This is a genomic window from Photorhabdus antumapuensis (assembly GCF_020387775.1).
Lineage (GTDB): Bacteria > Pseudomonadota > Gammaproteobacteria > Enterobacterales > Enterobacteriaceae > Photorhabdus > Photorhabdus antumapuensis.
On the sequence record NZ_JAHZMK010000048.1, the window covers coordinates 51,070 to 68,369 of the forward strand.

At 32.7% G+C, this 17,300-nt stretch carries 14 protein-coding genes and 1 pseudogene; 1 reads left to right on the forward strand and 14 read right to left on the reverse strand.

The features are described 5' to 3' along the window. Positions 1-133: 133 nt before the first annotated feature. Positions 134-1,162 (reverse strand): UDP-glucose 4-epimerase GalE, encoded by a 1,029-nt coding sequence (gene galE, locus KZ793_RS17345; RefSeq protein WP_225816473.1) that lies wholly within the window; start codon positions 1,160-1,162, stop codon positions 134-136. 175 nt (positions 1,163-1,337) lie between these two features. Here galE and KZ793_RS17350 point away from each other — a divergent pair, with 175 nt between their 5' ends. Then, positions 1,338-2,435, forward strand: coding sequence for an acyltransferase family protein (locus KZ793_RS17350; protein WP_225816474.1), 1,098 nt, complete (start codon positions 1,338-1,340; stop codon positions 2,433-2,435). A 213-nt stretch (positions 2,436-2,648) separates the two neighbouring features. Here the strand turns inward: KZ793_RS17350 and KZ793_RS17355 are convergent, their stop codons facing one another. From KZ793_RS17355 to hisH, 13 genes and pseudogenes are all read right to left on the reverse strand, one after another. Beyond that, on the reverse strand, positions 2,649-3,536 hold the full coding sequence (locus KZ793_RS17355) for an NHL repeat-containing protein (protein WP_225816475.1): 888 nt from the start codon (positions 3,534-3,536) through the stop codon (positions 2,649-2,651). After that, positions 3,466-4,623: a hypothetical protein gene (locus KZ793_RS17360; protein ID WP_225816476.1), complete on the reverse strand. Its 1,158-nt coding sequence runs from the start codon at positions 4,621-4,623 to the stop codon at positions 3,466-3,468. Before KZ793_RS17360 ends, KZ793_RS17355 begins: the two co-directional genes overlap by 71 nt. Positions 4,624-4,914: 291 nt before the next feature. After that, positions 4,915-5,942, reverse strand: a pseudogene (locus tag KZ793_RS17365) (IS630 family transposase). 273 nt (positions 5,943-6,215) lie between these two features. Continuing rightward, positions 6,216-8,132, reverse strand: a complete 1,917-nt coding sequence (locus KZ793_RS17370) for a polysaccharide biosynthesis protein (RefSeq protein WP_225816477.1) — start codon at positions 8,130-8,132, stop codon at positions 6,216-6,218. A 177-nt stretch (positions 8,133-8,309) separates the two neighbouring features. Continuing rightward, a complete protein-coding gene (locus tag KZ793_RS17375; RefSeq protein WP_225816478.1) occupies positions 8,310-9,002 on the reverse strand; it encodes an acylneuraminate cytidylyltransferase family protein in 693 nt (230 codons plus the stop codon). A 44-nt stretch (positions 9,003-9,046) separates the two neighbouring features. Further along, positions 9,047-10,126, reverse strand: a complete 1,080-nt coding sequence (gene neuB / locus KZ793_RS17380; RefSeq protein ID WP_225816479.1) for an N-acetylneuraminate synthase — start codon at positions 10,124-10,126, stop codon at positions 9,047-9,049. Between the two features lie 36 nt (positions 10,127-10,162). Continuing rightward, entirely contained in the window at positions 10,163-11,629 is a 1,467-nt protein-coding gene (locus tag KZ793_RS17385; RefSeq protein ID WP_317987482.1) for an aminotransferase class I/II-fold pyridoxal phosphate-dependent enzyme, read from the reverse strand. Positions 11,630-11,640: 11 nt separating this feature from the next. Beyond that, a complete protein-coding gene (locus tag KZ793_RS17395; RefSeq protein ID WP_225816480.1) occupies positions 11,641-12,270 on the reverse strand; it encodes an acetyltransferase in 630 nt (209 codons plus the stop codon). Continuing rightward, on the reverse strand, positions 12,239-13,369 hold the full coding sequence (neuC, locus tag KZ793_RS17400) for a UDP-N-acetylglucosamine 2-epimerase (protein WP_225816481.1): 1,131 nt from the start codon (positions 13,367-13,369) through the stop codon (positions 12,239-12,241). The genes KZ793_RS17395 and neuC overlap by 32 nt, the downstream gene beginning before the upstream one ends. Before the next feature lie 48 nt (positions 13,370-13,417). Further along, positions 13,418-14,530 (reverse strand): N-acetyl sugar amidotransferase, encoded by a 1,113-nt coding sequence (locus tag KZ793_RS17405; RefSeq protein ID WP_225816482.1) that lies wholly within the window; start codon positions 14,528-14,530, stop codon positions 13,418-13,420. A gap of 5 nt (positions 14,531-14,535) precedes the next feature. Then, positions 14,536-15,810 carry an N-acetyl sugar amidotransferase gene (locus tag KZ793_RS17410; protein WP_225816483.1) on the reverse strand — a complete coding sequence of 425 codons (1,275 nt, stop codon included), beginning with the start codon at positions 15,808-15,810 and terminating at the stop codon, positions 14,536-14,538. Between the two features lie 21 nt (positions 15,811-15,831). Continuing rightward, positions 15,832-16,641, reverse strand: a complete 810-nt coding sequence (locus KZ793_RS17415) for a HisA/HisF-related TIM barrel protein (protein WP_225816484.1) — start codon at positions 16,639-16,641, stop codon at positions 15,832-15,834. Next, a complete protein-coding gene (hisH, locus tag KZ793_RS17420) occupies positions 16,635-17,294 on the reverse strand; it encodes an imidazole glycerol phosphate synthase subunit HisH (protein ID WP_225816485.1) in 660 nt (219 codons plus the stop codon). Before hisH ends, KZ793_RS17415 begins: the two co-directional genes overlap by 7 nt. Positions 17,295-17,300: the final 6 nt, after the last annotated feature.

The window sequence follows — 17,300 nt, forward strand, 5'->3', positions numbered from 1 at the left end:
TTACCAGACTTTGGCGCCAGTAAAATAACGTCACAATTATTAACGGCAGAATATCTGCCAGCTTATAGTTATTTGCTGTTTTGACTAAGATTGTGAGTAACTGAGAGGTTGCTAAATCAATCGTGAAAGGCTTTTAGCGTTCTTTCCCTAAGCGAAAACCATGAGGATTATTCTTCTGCCAATTCCAACTATCACGCATCATATCGTCAATATTGCGTATTGCTTGCCAGCCAAGGATATCGCGAGCTCTGGACGGATCAGACCAACACTCAGCAATATCCCCAGGACGTCTATCTGTAATTTTATATGGAATATCTTTACCTGATGCTTTTTCAAAAGCATGAAGTAGTTCAAGTACAGAGTAACCAGCACCTGTTCCTAAATTAAAAACTTCATAGGATTGCTGTTTATCCAGATAGTCAATGGCGGCAATATGGCCTTCAGCCAAATCCATCACATGAATATAGTCACGAACACCGGTACCGTCTTTGGTTGGGTAATTGCTGCCATACACTGATAAACATTCCAGACGACCGATAGCAACTTGAGTAATATAAGGCAACAGATTATTGGGAATACCGTTAGGATCTTCGCCTATCATCCCTGATGAATGAGCACCGACAGGATTGAAATACCTTAGACTGGTGATTTTGAAACTTGGTTCGGCAGCGGCAAAATCTTTTAGAACTTGCTCAACCATCATCTTAGAAGTGCCATAAGGATTAGTTGTACCACCAACTTCGGCATTTTCCGTGAGTGGTACAAATTCAGGATCACCATAAACCGTTGCGGACGAACTGAAAATTAGTTTATGTACGCCATTGTCACGCATAGCCTGCAACAGAACTAAAGTGCCAATAACATTGTTTTGATAATACTCAAGTGGCTTTCTGGTAGATTCACCAACTGCTTTTAAGCCTGCGAAATGAATCACAGATTCAATGTTATTTTCTTGGAAGATTTTGTTTAGTAAATTTAAGTCAAGAACATCGCCTTGATAGAATTTCACGGATTTGCCAGTGAGTTTTTCAACTCTACGAAGAGATTCTGGTGATGAATTGCAAAGATTGTCGATAACAACAACATCAGCTCCTTTTTTCAGAAGTGCTAATACTGTATGTGAGCCGATGTAGCCGGCTCCGCCGGTGATTAATATGGTCATATTATTTCTACTTAGTGTTATAGTTGTATTACCTTGTTGATGTAGTTTAGCTTCCTACGAAGGAACAAGCAGTTAGCATATAGCATTTTGGCAACAAGGTATGAGGAATTGGAAGATTATAATAAAATGTATAAAATATAGTAAAAGTCATAGCTCGTTATGTGGAACGCACGGTATGTATAATTATGATTTAACTAAAAATGAGTCTTTGTATTTGGATTTAGTCAGGGTTATCGCCTCACAGTTAGTCCTTGTGGGACATGCGATATCATATTTTTCTTTATTTGAGTGTCTTCATGAGCCTAATTTCCCATGGATGCAAAATATTTCAGTCGTAATTTTTTTCATATTGTCTGGGTTTGTCATTACATATAGTATAAATATAAAAAACAAAGATGGTAAGTATACATTTAAGTTGTTTTTTATCGATAGATTTTCTAGAATATATTCAGGGTTTGTTCCTGCAATTATATTCATAGTGCTATTAGATTATACGACGATGCTTATAAATCCATCTGGATACCACTATTTTTCGGCATTTAATATGAGTACTTTTTTTTCTAATTTACTCATGCTGCAAGATTTTCCTATAAATAATATAAATATATTCAAGATATTTGAGCCTGTAGCAATAGTAGATATACCAACATCATTTGGCTCAGCTAGAGTCCTCTGGACTATATCTATAGAATGGTGGATTTATATGTTTTTCGGGTTTGTCTATTTTCTGTTTATGAATAAAGAGAAATTCAAATTTACGTATGCATTTTTGTTTCTAATTTCAATTGTTGTATTCTTAAGTAATTTATTTGATGGTCGAGGAAATGCTTTAGCTATTTTTTGGTTGTTAGGAATGTTTGGCTGTATTGTCTATCCGAAATACAAGGAGACAATAAAAGATGTAGGGATTAAAGCTCTTATCTCTTTTATTTTTCTATTTTTATGTATAAATAGACAATTTAGTGTGATTTCTGGATATGATAGTTACTTTGCATTTTATCTATTTTTATTGATGCTTTCTCTTCTTGATTTAAGTAATAATATCAATATATGTAAATTTAAATCGATTATTAAAATATTGGCAAGTTATTCTTTTAGTTTGTATTTAATTCACTACAGTATTCTTGATTTTATAGCAAATAATTTTTTTGGACTTAGTGGAATTGAGAAGTTTTTTGTCAGTTTTTTTGCTTCAAATTTACTTGCATTTATTATATCTAGATTCTCAGAAGTAAAGCTAACCAGAAAGGTCAAAAGCTGGTTGACAGCATAAAGATAATCTCTGGTCAGTTGACTAAAAAACTATGGAATTATCAGTTTGTCTCTTTTTCCTTGATCTATTTGGTGTTTCTGAGGATGATAATTTTTATGGACAGGATAGCATCACTTCATTATTAAATAAAAGATTATGACTCTCAATATAATCTATTTTTGATCTAAATTATTAGTATATCCTGACTTAAACTAGAAAGTCAGGATATATTAGCTATTTGCAATAACTCATGTTGTCATTATAAGTTAAGTTGTAATCTAATTTTATGATTGAGTTGCTTCCTGTGTTATTTACTATGATATCTCTTGATGTTATGGATGTATCATTAGGATAATACCAATCACCTGGAATTTTAATCCAACATTTATCTTTCACTTTATTAATATTTGCCCATTTAACGCTTGATGCATCCGTAACAATTATCTTGTCATTGTTAATATAGATATATGATGGGGTATTAAAATAATCATCATTCTCACCAACATTATTTGATGTGTTCATTCCTTGATAATTTGTTTTGTTTAGAGTTCCAATTATTTCACTAACAACACCATCCTGATCGACACGAACAACAACGTTATTTAGAGAATCTGCTATGTATGTATCTCCATTACTATATTTTATAGCATGTAAAGGTTCCTTTAGTGGAAAATCAATAGCTCTAATTCCAATTTTACCTAACTTATCAGATTTTCCATTTCCGGCTATAGTCTTGACAATTCCATCGTGACCAATGGATCTTATCCTGTTATTTCCTGTATCTGCAATCAAGAGGTTACCCTCAGGCGTTACTGAAAGTGCTCTTATGTTTAAGAATCTTGCATCTAACCTATTTGTGTTATCAACAAATCCATATTCTTTAGGTTTACCAGCGTATAGTTCAAATTTTCTTATTTCTTTCTTATCATTCAGATTTAGTCTATATATGCCATGTTGTTCAGCAATATATAAATATTTACCGTCAAATGCGATTCCAGTTTGGTAGTAGATGGGAGAATTTATTGCTAGAACACTCGATTTAATCCAATCGTTAGATCCATTTCCACATATTTTTTCCTGTTTTCCTGTTTTCCTGTTTTCCTGTTTTCCAATCTTTTTCATATATTGCACCAGGTCTGGTAGATATGAAAGTTCTATTTTTCTTACCATCTGCAATACTAACTATTGATGAATATGATAATATATTACCAGCAATTACTTTAAAAGAGGGGGATGATATACTAGTATCGATTAATTCTTCTTTGTTTAAGCAGATTAGTAGAGGGTCATCTGAGTCAAGGATGCAAATATCACCATTAATTTCTTTTATCCTCATTATATGAGTGAAGTTATTCATTACTTCTTTTATTCCATTCTTATCATTGTATAAAATTAAATCATTCCTATTCCCTGCTATAACTCTATTTTCATCTATAGCTAATAAACCATTTGCATAATTTCTTAGATGAGATATGTGGTTTATTATATTATTTTTTTCTTTATACAAAGACCAGCTATTATCTTTATTATTTCTGGCTATAAAAAATGTCATATCTTTATATATTGATAAATTTTCAATATCATACCCTTTCATGTTGTTATATGATTTTATTAACTTTATATCAGGGATTGAATATAGTTGTGGTATTCCATCATTATTAATAATGATGCATTTGTTTTTCCCACAATTTGTTATTTCATAATTGTTGTATTTTAATGAGTTTTTTAAAACAAGATCACCTGTTAATCTTGAGTTTGATTTAAGTATTTCATCATCAACAAATTGAATCATCCTAGAGTCAGCTATTACTGTTTTAAATTTCCTATTTTTTTCGTCTGGAATGCTGTCAATAAGGCCAACTCCAGAAAAATCATATTTATGAATGCTTTTATCTTTATTTACTTCGAATATGTTTTTTATTGTTGCTATTTTCCATGCTTTATTTTCGTAAATAAAATCAGTAGGTAAAGACATACCAGTAGATAAGTAGTTTGCATTATCGTCAGCCATTCCGAATCTATTATCTGATTTATCAAGGAAATCAGTATCTGATATCTGATCGTTTCTTATGCATAATTTCATATTTTGGATATTTCTGTCATATGAGCAATTTTGTTCCTCTTTTTTTGATATTATATTATTTCTTCCGAATAAAAATATTAAAAGTAATGATAAGCAGCATATAATGATTATGTTTGGTTTTTTCATGAAATATTCTCTGATGACTTATTGAATTTAATATAATATATTTCAGATCATAGTAAGTTAATTTCAAATCTTAATTTAGCAATCCATTTTATTGAATATTTGATTATGAGATTTAGTTCATTGCTGAAACCCCCAGAAGAAAATTTAGTGAGTTATAGTGATGTATATATATTCAATATATGATGCTTTTTGGGTTGTTTTAAAGATTATATCTTTAAAATATTATTTTCCTATCTACGAAAATTGAGTAATATGATTGTTCACTGGGATCCTTTATGTATTTATACCCACTTAACTTGAAGATACAGGATTCAGAATCTGGAAGTTGTCATTAATACGGCATGACAGGTTCCCGGTAAGTTTCGGTAATATTTCAGTAAAAAAGCGATGTATCGCCTGCCTGAACAAGGCCGTTGAGGCGAAGTAACGATTATTTCTGACTTTTTCATTCATCACTTTCCACAGCCTTTCTATCGGATTCAGATTCGGGCTGTATGGCGGTAAGTAATGAAGCTCAATATTCATCACATAAGCCCAGTCTTTCACCCACTCACTCCGGTGATAACCGGCTCCGTCAAGGATAATATGAACCTTCTGACTGACCGGATAGGTTTCACGCAGGGCAATGAAAAATTTTGCGATGTGATAACTATCGATACGAGCATATTCGCGTACGACTGTTTTGCTAATATCGGCCAGATTCAGGGCACCCATCAGATTCAGGCGGGTACGGCTTCCCGTTGTTTTCACCGCGGTTTTCTGGCCTTTGCGTATCCAGCCATAAGCGAGTTTCGTCCCCTGCGTGGGATGAACGCCATCAATGAACAGGATGGGTTCATTGTCTCCGGCTTCCTGTTTTATTTTCCCGTAGGTTTCCATAAAAGCCCGTTGCTGTTCCGCGTTGAACTTGTGTGGCACGCCAGTCGGTTTTTTGTAACTGCAACCATTGTAGTGCAGCCATTTATTTATGCCGGGAACGGTGTAACTGATATCCCACCGTTCTTCGATAAGGCGGATAACCGCCTGTGTGGTGGGCGGAAGATTCGTGGTCAGATAAGCTGATAAGTTCCTGAGTCTGTGTTTCGCTGAGGTGGTTCTGAGAGCCGCCATTTTCGGGTTTTAGTTTGCGGTGATTAAGGTAATCGCTGATATGACGATTAACCGTCGTTTCATGCAGGCGCAGGGCCTGAGCGATCATGACAGAACTCCAGCCCTCAGAAGCCAGCAGAACCGCTTTGATGCGATCACACTCCTCTTCGGCAGGTGTGATGAAGGTGTTCGAGTTCGGCTTTCTGTTCATCGGTAATGAATATTTTCATGACGGATACCATGAGCCTTATTTTGGGGAAAATCAAGCAGTTTCAATAATCACGGGTATATATATTTGATAATCCTAATATTGACCGAATATATGTATCATATTAACTAAATTATTAATTGTCTGCTAGTAGAACTAAATAAAAAGTTGTCTTTATGTTGAAAAATTAATAATAGTGTTTAAATCTAGTCGATGTAATATATCTAGCGTGATGATGGTATAATACTATTCTGTAAACTCTTTTCAGAGCTTACAGAATTTAATGAGTTTTTAATCAGGACTGAGGTTGATTAGTATTTTTATTCTGTTGTTGAGTTTTCCATACTAAGTCGCAGATTTCATCGGTAGGTTGGAATGCTGCGGGTGCTTTAAGTAACAAAGAGCGAATTTGCATGTGATCATAATCATTACATGCTGAATCTAATTCCGTAAGCAATGAATGTAATATCGGCCATTCTAACATGACTTCATTAGCAGTCATAATTCTAGGATGAATAGTTCCTTTTACATCATTACCAATTAAAAGCTCTTCATATAATTTTTCACCTGGACGTAATCCTGTAATTTCAATATCAATATTACCTTTTGGATTGTCTTCATCTTTAATAGTTAAACCATTTAATCGAATCATGCGGTGGGCTAAGTCGAAAATTTTAACTGGTTTTCCCATATCTAAGACGAAAACATCTCCTCCTTTTCCCATTGCACCTGCCTGAATTACTAATTGAGCTGCTTCAGGTATAGTCATAAAGTATCTGATGATATCTTTATGTGTTAGTGTAATGGGGCCACCATTGTTGATTTGCTCTTGGAATAAAGGGACTACAGAACCGGATGAACCAAGAACATTACCAAAACGTACCATACAGAAATTTGTTTTATTTTGCTCTTTAGATAGTGCTTGAAGTATTAATTCGGCTAAGCGTTTTGTAGTACCCATAGTATTAGTTGGTCTGACCGCTTTATCTGTAGATATTAGGACAAATTTGCTTACACTTGAGTTAATAGCTGCTTGGGCACAATATAGGGTGCCAAAGACATTATTTCTTACTCCTTCGATTATATTATGTTCAACTAAAGGAACGTGTTTATATGCCGCAGCATGATAAACAGTGTTCACCCTGAAATTTTCCATTGTTTGCTGAAGTTGATCTTTCTTTTGCACTGAACCTAATAATGAAATTATTTCAACATTTATTATTTCATCATTACAAATAGAAATAATTTCTTTATTAATAGTATAGAGAGAGTATTCTGAACTTTCAAAGAGTATTAATTTCCTAGGTTTTGCTCTAATTATCTGTCGACATAATTCGGAACCAATAGATCCCCCAGCTCCTGTAACCATTACAACTTTATTCGTGATATTTTCTTTTAATAAACTATGTTCAGGAGGTACAGGATCTCTACCTAATAGCTCTTCAATGGAGATTTTTTTTAAGCTATCAATTTTAGCTCTTCCTTCAACTAAATCAGACATCTTAGGAATAGATAAGACTTCACAAGATAGGTATTCAAGATGAGAAATTATTTTTCTGCGTTGTTCAACGGATAGTCGTGGCATTGCTAACAGAATTTTATTGACATCATAGCGTTTGATTAAATATTCAAGTTTGTCGGGAGAATAAACTGTAAGCCCATGAATAACAGAGTTATTCAAATGAGGAGAATCATCAATAAAAGCTACTGGAAAAAAACGATTAGTCTGGGTTAAAGCGGAGATTAATTGCCTGCCGGATTCTCCTGCTCCATAGATCACAATAGAAGATTTTGTTTTTACGTTTTGATTTAATAATAAACGTAAAATAAAACGAGAACCACAAATGAATAGTAAAGTAAAAGAAAAATATATTATCGGGACTGTTCTTGGTAAGAAAGTATTGGAAAAATAGGCTAGTAGAACAAAAACTATAGATGAAAATATAATACTAGCTAAGACACCAATAACAATCCTAGAGTTAATATAGCGTAAAATAATTCGATATAAACCAAGTTTAGTAAGAGTAAGTATGGTGATGGGCAAAATAATAGCTAGAAGTATCCAATGTGGAAGACTACTAATCGGTGTTTGTCTATCAAGCCTAACCCAAAAAGCTCCCCAATATGATAATGTGACTAATACTGTATCACTAAATATCATGATGATACTTTTTGCTGTTCTGGGTAAAGATAATAGTGGTTTGAAAAACATATATATACCTAATATAGCAGATTAATATTTATAAGCATTAATAAGGGAGTAAATAAATTGAACATGTTTATTGTTTATTTGGTATTCTTTGAAAAATATTAAATGTTTGATATCTATATGATAACAGATTAGCACTCTATGCTAACCATGGATAAAGATAATGAAATTTTTATTGTTTTATCTGAGTGATTCTTTAAATAATAATTCGGCAAACTTAAAATCAAATATATCGTCAATGTCTATAGATCTTTCTTTAGGTACTTCTATGCTGACGACATTGCCTTCAAATATAGATTTTTTCTTGAGAATATAATTAGGTGATGTTACGTAAATTACAGTAGTCAAATCATATGTTTTAGGAGAGTCTTGCCTTCTATAGGGTGCTGAATCTGTACGAATCAGTAGATCGGTGAAACCAAAATGGTTAATTTTGACCATATTAAAATAGGGACTTCGATTAGAAGGTGTCACTGCTAGGCAAATATCTGCTTGAGTTTCTTTTAATTTATTGATGGCATTATTCACATCGATAACACTACGCAAGGGACTTGTAGCAGGCAAGCTAATAAATAAATCAAATATACCGTATTTATTTATGACAAAATTTACTGCATGGTACCAAGCATCCCATTCTGAAGATGTATCAGTTGCTAATTCTTTTGGTCTAATAATGACCTCTGCACCAGCATTGTTTGCAATTTTTGCTATTTCCTCATCATCTGTAGATACAAAAACTTTATCTATTAATGAACAGTTCTTAGCAATTTCAATAGACCAAACAATTAATGGTTTGCCAGAAAATAATTTGATATTTTTTCGAGGTAAGCCTTTTGAACCACCTCTTGCGAATATAAAAGAATAGGTTTTCATGTGATTATAAAGTTTGGAATATTTTATATTAGATAGTTATAATATCATTCATTAATGATATCACCCGGATTATATGAATTTTTAGATATTTTATCTATCAAATCCCAATAGCTATAAGGACTCATTCCTGTTCCAGGTCTTTTTATTACCAAATCATCAGCACTAATAACTTGGCCTTCTTTTATCATTCTAGCAGCAATGATACTTCTCCTGGCAACAAGTTTGTTTTCAATTTCAGAAGGCTGTGGACTTTTTATTCCGTTGCCAAGTGCTTTCTCTACTGCTCTAATAGCTTTTATCATATTAGAAAGTTCATAGGGCTCAAGAGATGCTTTGTGGTCAGGTCCTTCCATATTTTTATCCAATGTAAAATGCTTTTCTATTACTATTGCGCCTTTGGATACAGCTGCAATTGGAATAGTAATGCCTTCACTATGATCAGAATAACCAACAGGTAGTTTGAATGCTGAGTTTAATGTGTCGATAGCTTTTAGGTTAATGTCATCAAGTGGTGCAGGATATTCTGTAGTACAGTGTAGTAAAATAACTTTTTCTTTTAATAATTTTTGGCCGACAGGAGAACAGTATGCAGAATGAAATGCATTAATATTAGGTTTAATATTTTTTTCATTCAAGAAGCCAAAAGCTATAACAGCTAATGCATTTTCAATTTCAGACAAAGAAGCCATTCCAGTAGATAAAATTAAGTTACAATTGGTTCTGGCATGTTGGAGGAGTAATGGAGCGTTAGTTATCTCTCCTGACGCGATTTTTAAATTTCTTAGTCCAAGGTCTGAAACTAAAAATTTAAGACTTTCGTTGTCAAATGCAGTTGACATAAATTCAATACCTAAATTCTTGCAATAAGAAATTAGCTTTTTGTGTGATTCATAACTAAGCTCAAGACGTTTGAGCATGTTCAGCTGTGACTCTTCTTTTTTTGTGTTTGCTAATTGATAATTAGCTTGTTGTGCATATTCAGTAACCAGTTTATTTGCGTTAAAAGTTTGAAATTTTACAGCATCTGCACCAGCAGAATATGCAGCATCAATTAACTGGAGAGCGAGTGATATATCTCCGTTATGATTTACACCAGCTTCGGCAATGATATATGTTTTAGGCATATTGATTCCATATACTATTAATTGTGAATTAGATTTTTATTTCTTAAGCACTTCTCTAATTATATCGATTACACGATTGTGTTCTTGTTGAGTCATGTTTGATCCTGAAGGCAAACATATGCCGTTATCAAATAAGTAATCACTAATGCTTATATCACCATGTTTAAAGTATTCATAGTTTTTGAAAACTGGTTGTCTATGCATAGGATTCCATACGTGACGAGCCTCTATATTGTTTTCTTTTAATGTATTAATTAAATCTGATGGACGGATATCTGTTTTTTTAGGGTTCAGAATGGTAGCAGTTAACCAATGATTTGAATAATATCCATCTAAATCAGATATCCAATCTAAACATTGGATATCTTTCAATTTACTAACATAGTATCGGTAAATATCTCGTCTTCTTTTTATTCTATCTTCTAATACACGTAGTTGACCTCTTCCAATGCCGGCTAGAACATTGCTCATTCGATAATTATAACCAATTTCCAAATGAAGGTAGAATGGAGCAGGTTCGCGTGCTTGTGTGGATAAATATCTAGCTCTATCTATTAATGACTTGTCATCTGATACTAACATTCCTCCACCAGAAGTAGTAATTATTTTATTTCCATTGAATGAATAGACACCAAGTTTCCCAAAGGTACCGCTATGTTTGTTTTTATATTTCGAACCTAAAGATTCAGCTGCATCTTCTATTATAGGGACGCTATATTTTTCACTTAAGGCGACTAGGGCATCCATATTAGCGCTTTGTCCGTATAGATTAACAACAATAATGGCTTTTGGTTTTAATCCTTTCTCATTATAAGTTTTTAATGCAGATTCTAATGCTTGGGGTGACATGTTCCATGAATCTGGTTCCGAGTCAATAAATACGGGTATAGCATGTTGATATCTGATAGGGTTGGCAGTTGCGGCAAATGTTAATGATGAGCAGAAAACAAAATCATTGTAACCCACGTCTAATAAAATAAGAGATAGGTGTAATGCTGCTGTTCCTGAAGATACAGCTAGTGCGTATTTTGTACCGACCATGCTTGCAAGCTCATTTTCGAAACCATCGACATTAGGCCCTAAGGGGGCAATCCAATTAGTTCTGAAGGCTTCATTTACAAATCTTACTTCTTCATTTCCAAGATGAGGTGTGGAGAGTAAAACTGGTGAGAAATCGCGTCGATGGCAAAGACTAGTAACTTTATTAGAATCATCTAATATAATTAAATGATCTATTTCTTTCGCATTCATTATACGTAGTGCATCATGTGGATTTAATTCTAATGAAGCTGTTGTAGGTTCTATTTGAGAAGGTAATTCATTTATTATTGAATTTGTATTATACCCATTTAGTAATGCACGACGTATATCACCATCAGTTAAGAGACGAATAAGTTTTTCGTTTTTATTTATAACAACAACTGCACCTTTGCTATTTTTATTAATCATAGATAAAGCGTAATGAATGTTATCTGTATCAAAAACACATATATTAGACTTCATTAGGATATTCCTTAAAGTGTTTTGGCTGGTATACCTACAGCTGTACAAGACGGCTTTAATATATCTTTAGTGACTACAGCACCAGCACCAATGATTGAATCATCAGCAATGTTAATACCAGGTAAAATAGTTGCGTTGGCGCCTATAAAAACTCTCTTACCTAATTTAACTGCTCCTAATAATGTAGCATTAGGGGCTATGTGAGAAAAATCGCCTACAATACAATCATGTTCTACTATTGCTCCATGATTTATGATTACTCCTTTACCCACAGTACTATCTGCTGCAATAATTGAGTTTGCTGCCGCGAATATACCTGAGGATAAATTAGAAAACATAGATATGTTTGAGAAGGGGGAAAATATATTTTTAAAAATTAAATTCTCTATAAATATATTATAGATATTTTCTCTTATTTTATTATTACCTATGGTAATGTGGAATTCTGGAGTATGTATTTTTTTATCTAAGAAAGTTATTTTTTTAGATAAAATTTTATCTCCAATTTTATTGATATTCATATCACAGACAACAAAATCATTATAATTTAGTTGTAATAGTGTATCAATAACTACCTTAGAGTGGCCTCCAGCACCAATGATAGTCAATTTAGTAGGTATTGCATTTCTTTGTGATATCATTATCTAATCTCAATGTAGCTAATAAATTTGTTATTCTTTCGCCTGCATTGCCATCACCATAGATATTTGAAGTAATAATCTTTTCTGCGCTGAGTGATTCTTCTAGGTAATTTGATATTAATAGAGTATCAATAGGTACATCAATGACATTTCTATTCCTTTCTCGGTTGTTTTGGCGTTCACCAATATTGATTACTCGTGTACCAAAAGAAGCTGCTTCTATGATACCTGAGCTTGAATTTCCCATTAAAACATCTGAATAAGCTATTAGAGAAAGATATAATTCACGATGTAGATGCGTAACTATTTTTATATTATTCCTTTTAGTTGCATATTTAAAAATTTCACTTCTTATTAAATTACCTCCAGTATCTGCATTTGGCAGCAGTATAATGGTCTGCAATCCTTGGGGTATAGAGTTTAGTATTTTTTTTATATCTTCACCAGCAGATTCTGCATCCTGGACAACTGGGTGATAAATGAGAGTGAGTAGTTTTTCTTGAGGATTTAGGAGCAGAGAATTAAAAATTTTACCCTTTGTGGGTAATTGTATATTCAAAATGTCATCTAATCCAGGAGCTCCTGTTATAAATATATTCTCTTCTTTTTCTCCCATACGGATTAGGCGTGTTTTTGACTCATTTGTTGCTACAAAATGAAAATGTGATAGTTTTGATATTGCATGACGAATAGATTCGTCTATAGTTCCAGAGCGTTCCCCTCCATGGATATGAGCTACTGGTATATTCATGTATAGTGCAGCAATAGCTGCGGCTAACATTTCTCCCCTGTCACCTAATACTAGAATTAGGTCAGGTATTAATTTAGTAAATAGAATCGATAATCCTTTTAGTTGTTCAGATATAGAACAAGAGATACTTAAACGGCTGTCGTCGTTCAGGCAAGAATCTACAACATAGGTATCGAGTTTACATGCGAATATCTCTTTTTGTGTTAATCCAAATTTGGGATCTAAGTGCATTCCTGTAACTGCAAGACTTAATTGAAGTTCAGGATGTTGATTTATTTTCGTTAATGTTGACTGTATTAAACCAAAATCGGCTCGGGTTCCTGTTATATAGCAAATTTTACGCATCATAAATATCTATGTTGAGATGTGGTTAAAAAATAATTATTGACTATATTTTTAAAGTTTCTCTAGTTTATATTTCAATTCCCATTTTCCATCTTTGTAATCCCATATGTCTTTATTTCTAAATTTTTCAACAACTGACCAGAATTCTTCTTCTGTGAGGTTATGGAAACGTAGAAAGTCTTTATAATCATTTGATGGGAATTCATCTTGTAAACGATTAACTATATCTACGGCTTCATTACGAGTTAATCTATTATTCCATATGTCATAGCATGTTTGGTCAGTGGCTCTCCAGAAGCCAAATTTCATGTATTTAAACCAAATATTTATTTCGCATAATTTTTCATCAATATTGTCGTAATCAATGTAGTTACCAGGTAGAGGTCCTGCTTTACGGCCAGTAAATCCCCTAGCTTTAACAATTTCGTAATTGCGACGACCATACCAATGTATAAAGTGTCCTAGATAAATACTTTGTATACCGGCAGAATTTAGTTTTGAGTAATCAGGGTATTTATAGAAAAAAATATCTCTCTCAGAGATGTCATCATCAATCCAATCAAGAATAGTTTTTTCTTTTATAAGGTCACTTTTATTTATTGCTATAGCTGATGGTTTGCTATAATTACGCTGTAACCCACCAAACTCAAATGATATATCTTCACCCCAAACAACAAGAGGAACTTCATAAATCAAAGCTGTGTTAACGACACTTGAGAACATTGCACAATGCTCTGCCCAATTAGGTTCTCCTTGACGTAAGAAGCATTTCCGTCTAATTTTCCTAAAGACACTTGGTTTAATTGTAATTTTCATATGATCAACGTTCAAATCCGTGATCATATTATTTAAATTATCTATTCCTTCTGTAGTTGGAAGATGTGCAGATAATGTAACACATAAAACTTTTAGACCATACTTTTCAGCTAACATTATAGCTTGAAACCAACTATCTTTTCCTCCGCTTACAGCAACAATACAGTCATAGAAGGGATGATTTTGTTTCTTGATATCATCTATAATTCTATCTAGATCTTTTATTCTTTCATCCCAATTAATAGATTCTTTAATTTCTTTAGTCCGGCATGCATTACAAAAACCCCTTTCATCAAATATAACACCAGGTTTTGTATCTGGCATAACACAGTTTTTGCAAAATTTCATAATTATTATCCTTCTTTCGCTTTAAAGTTTGCTTCATCCATATAAGTACGTCCAAGTAATATATATTCAGTTAGCCAATTTTGTTCTTCAAGTAATGATGTTTGAATGTATTCTCTAGGATCATGTATTAGTAATTTATCTTTTGTATTAGTCGGTAGAGGGTTATTAATTACACTTCCATAGCATTCCCATTCTTGGTTATTGTTTTTTCGCCATGCTCTAGGATCTCGGTGTTTGTCTATGTGAGTCATAAGCTCCTCTTCATCCATTCCAATCCAATATAGAAAAAGTTGTAGAGATTTTGGTTTAATTGTCAAATATTTATTGATTAATTCTATTGCTTTATTTCTATCTATTCTACCTAATCGTATATCTCTAGCAACATGGTCTGATACTTTGCTATATCCAAATTTAAGATACTTTATATAATCATGTAAACTTGCATTATTAACACAATATATTGATTCATAAAGATTAAAGGTTCTTTCTTGTTCATGTGTTTCATAGCCAAATCTATCTATCATGGATTCAATTTGTTTTTGTGAATCCCAGAAAATGTAATTCCCTATATATATACCACGAACACGAGATTTTTCTAATTGTTCGTCTGATGGATAAGTAAATGCTTGTAAATCTTTTTTAGTGATTTTATCGCTTTCGCCTATTAAAGATTCTGCATCGTAACCACGTAATGCATGTTCTTTCCGAACTTTTTTTGTCATCTCAACTCTATCGTGATGACTAAACATGCCTACTTGATCTAGCCAGCCATTAACACCCCAAATTATTAAAGGTATGTTTAATTTAGTTGCAACCTGCACTGGAAACGTTTGACTTCCTGCTAGTACATGCCAGTATATGTCTCCAAACTTCCGTAATGTAATCTTGGTGATTTCTTTGACAGTATCTGGGCCTACTGTTGACATCATATGATCACAATCTAGTTTTGTAATTAACCGAGCTAAGTTTCTTATACCAACTTTAGTCGAAAAATGAGTGTTATATGTAACTAGTAGTGGATTAAGACCATATTTGTTTTTAATTAAATCGACAATAAAAAAGTCATCTCCAGTACCTACCACAGGAATTACACAATCATATGAGGTATTTGGTCTGTTTTTATATTGCTTTAGAAGTGAAAAAAGTTCCTTTTCTTTTTCTAGCCAGTTTATTTGATATTTTTCTTCATGAATTCTACATCCGCTACATATATTTTCAGCATCGAAAATAATATTAAGAGCATGATTTTCGGGATAAAGACATCTTTTGCAAAATTTCATTTTAATTTCTCTACTAAATAATTAATACGGTCGCCCTAGGAAATCTAAAGTGAAATCTTCATATTTTACTTTAGAACTTAGCCTCACATTTAAATTTGAAGCTCGCATTTGAGCCTTGGCAGCTATAGTACTATGTTCCATATGTTGAAATATATTTGCAGCAGCGACAGCTTGGCATCCACCAAGAGTTACACCATTAGCTAATTGGTCAAATCTGCCAATTCCACCTAAAGCAATAACAGGAATATTAACTAATGAGCTTACCTTTTTTAGTAATTCAATGTCATAACCTTGTCTGGAGCCATCACGATCAACCGAATTCAAAAGGATTTCACCTGCACCAGCTTCTTCTATTTTTTTCACAAAATAATCAAGAGGTGTTTCTATATATTTTTTACTTAGGTGATCAAAGGCTTTATATTTATTATTATCTTTTTTTATGTCAATTGAGACTGTAATACATTGACTACCAAATTTATTAGAAGCTTTGGTTATAAAATTTGTATCTCTTGATGCAACGGAATTTAGACAAACTTTATCAGCACCAGCCTTTAAAAGATTATTTATATGATCAATGCTATTTATGCCACCACCGACTGTTAATGGTACAAAACATTCGGAAGCTGCCCATTTCACAAGCTCTATATTGGGATTTCTTTTTTCACGTGTAGCATCAATATCTATTATTATAATTTCATCTACATCCCAGTTAACAAAAAATTCAATTGCTGTTTTAATGTTACCTATCGGTAAATAATTATTAAAATTAAAACTTTGAACTACTAATTCATTTTTTGTGATAATGCAAGGGATTAATCGTATTTTTAACATTTATTATCCTCATTAATTTTACTTATCGACCACTCTAGGAAATTTTTTATGGCTAATAATCCAACACGTTGACTTTTTTCAGGATGAAATTGCATGCCAATGATATTATCTTTTTTAACCGCAGCTGTCATTAATTCACCATAGTTGAATTTAGCGAGAATATATTCATCGTCGCATTCTACATGTAGGCTATGGACAAAATAGAAGTCTTTATCTTCTTTTAAAGAATTAAAAATTTCATTGTCTCTTTCTATTATTAATGAATTCCAGCCTACATGAGGAACTCGTAATCCTTTTTTAGGAATTATATAGCTAACTTTTCCTGGAATAAAACCGAGGCCATTGGTTAATTTTATTTCTTCTGATGAACTAAATAATAATTGCATTCCCAAGCATATACCTAAAGTTGGCTTTTTATTTTCAATTACTGCTGTATGTAATGTATTTATTAAATCTTTTTCTTTTAATTTATTAATTGCATCAGGAAAGGCACCTACCCCAGGTAATATAATACAATTAGATGATAAAATTTCATCTTTGTCATGAGTTACTGTTATTTTATAGTTATCGCTGATGTGTCTAATAGCATTGATAATGGATCTTATGTTACCCATATTATAATCAATAATAGCAATTTTTAAATCTTGTTGCATAATATT

Bases quoted from the DNA above. Each gene is read 5' to 3' on its own strand.
- galE (WP_225816473.1), bottom strand. From the start codon at position 1,162: ATGACCATATTAATCACCGGCGGAGCCGGCTACATCGGCTCACATACA.
- KZ793_RS17350 (WP_225816474.1), top strand. From the start codon at position 1,338: ATGTATAATTATGATTTAACTAAAAATGAGTCTTTGTATTTGGATTTA.
- KZ793_RS17355 (WP_225816475.1), bottom strand. From the start codon at position 3,536: ATGAAAAAGATTGGAAAACAGGAAAACAGGAAAACAGGAAAACAGGAA.
- KZ793_RS17360 (WP_225816476.1), bottom strand. From the start codon at position 4,623: ATGAAAAAACCAAACATAATCATTATATGCTGCTTATCATTACTTTTA.
- KZ793_RS17370 (WP_225816477.1), bottom strand. From the start codon at position 8,132: ATGTTTTTCAAACCACTATTATCTTTACCCAGAACAGCAAAAAGTATC.
- KZ793_RS17375 (WP_225816478.1), bottom strand. From the start codon at position 9,002: ATGAAAACCTATTCTTTTATATTCGCAAGAGGTGGTTCAAAAGGCTTA.
- neuB (WP_225816479.1), bottom strand. From the start codon at position 10,126: ATGCCTAAAACATATATCATTGCCGAAGCTGGTGTAAATCATAACGGA.
- KZ793_RS17385 (WP_317987482.1), bottom strand. From the start codon at position 11,629: ATGAAGTCTAATATATGTGTTTTTGATACAGATAACATTCATTACGCT.
- KZ793_RS17395 (WP_225816480.1), bottom strand. From the start codon at position 12,270: ATGATATCACAAAGAAATGCAATACCTACTAAATTGACTATCATTGGT.
- neuC (WP_225816481.1), bottom strand. From the start codon at position 13,369: ATGATGCGTAAAATTTGCTATATAACAGGAACCCGAGCCGATTTTGGT.
- KZ793_RS17405 (WP_225816482.1), bottom strand. From the start codon at position 14,530: ATGAAATTTTGCAAAAACTGTGTTATGCCAGATACAAAACCTGGTGTT.
- KZ793_RS17410 (WP_225816483.1), bottom strand. From the start codon at position 15,810: ATGAAATTTTGCAAAAGATGTCTTTATCCCGAAAATCATGCTCTTAAT.
- KZ793_RS17415 (WP_225816484.1), bottom strand. From the start codon at position 16,641: ATGTTAAAAATACGATTAATCCCTTGCATTATCACAAAAAATGAATTA.
- hisH (WP_225816485.1), bottom strand. From the start codon at position 17,294: ATGCAACAAGATTTAAAAATTGCTATTATTGATTATAATATGGGTAAC.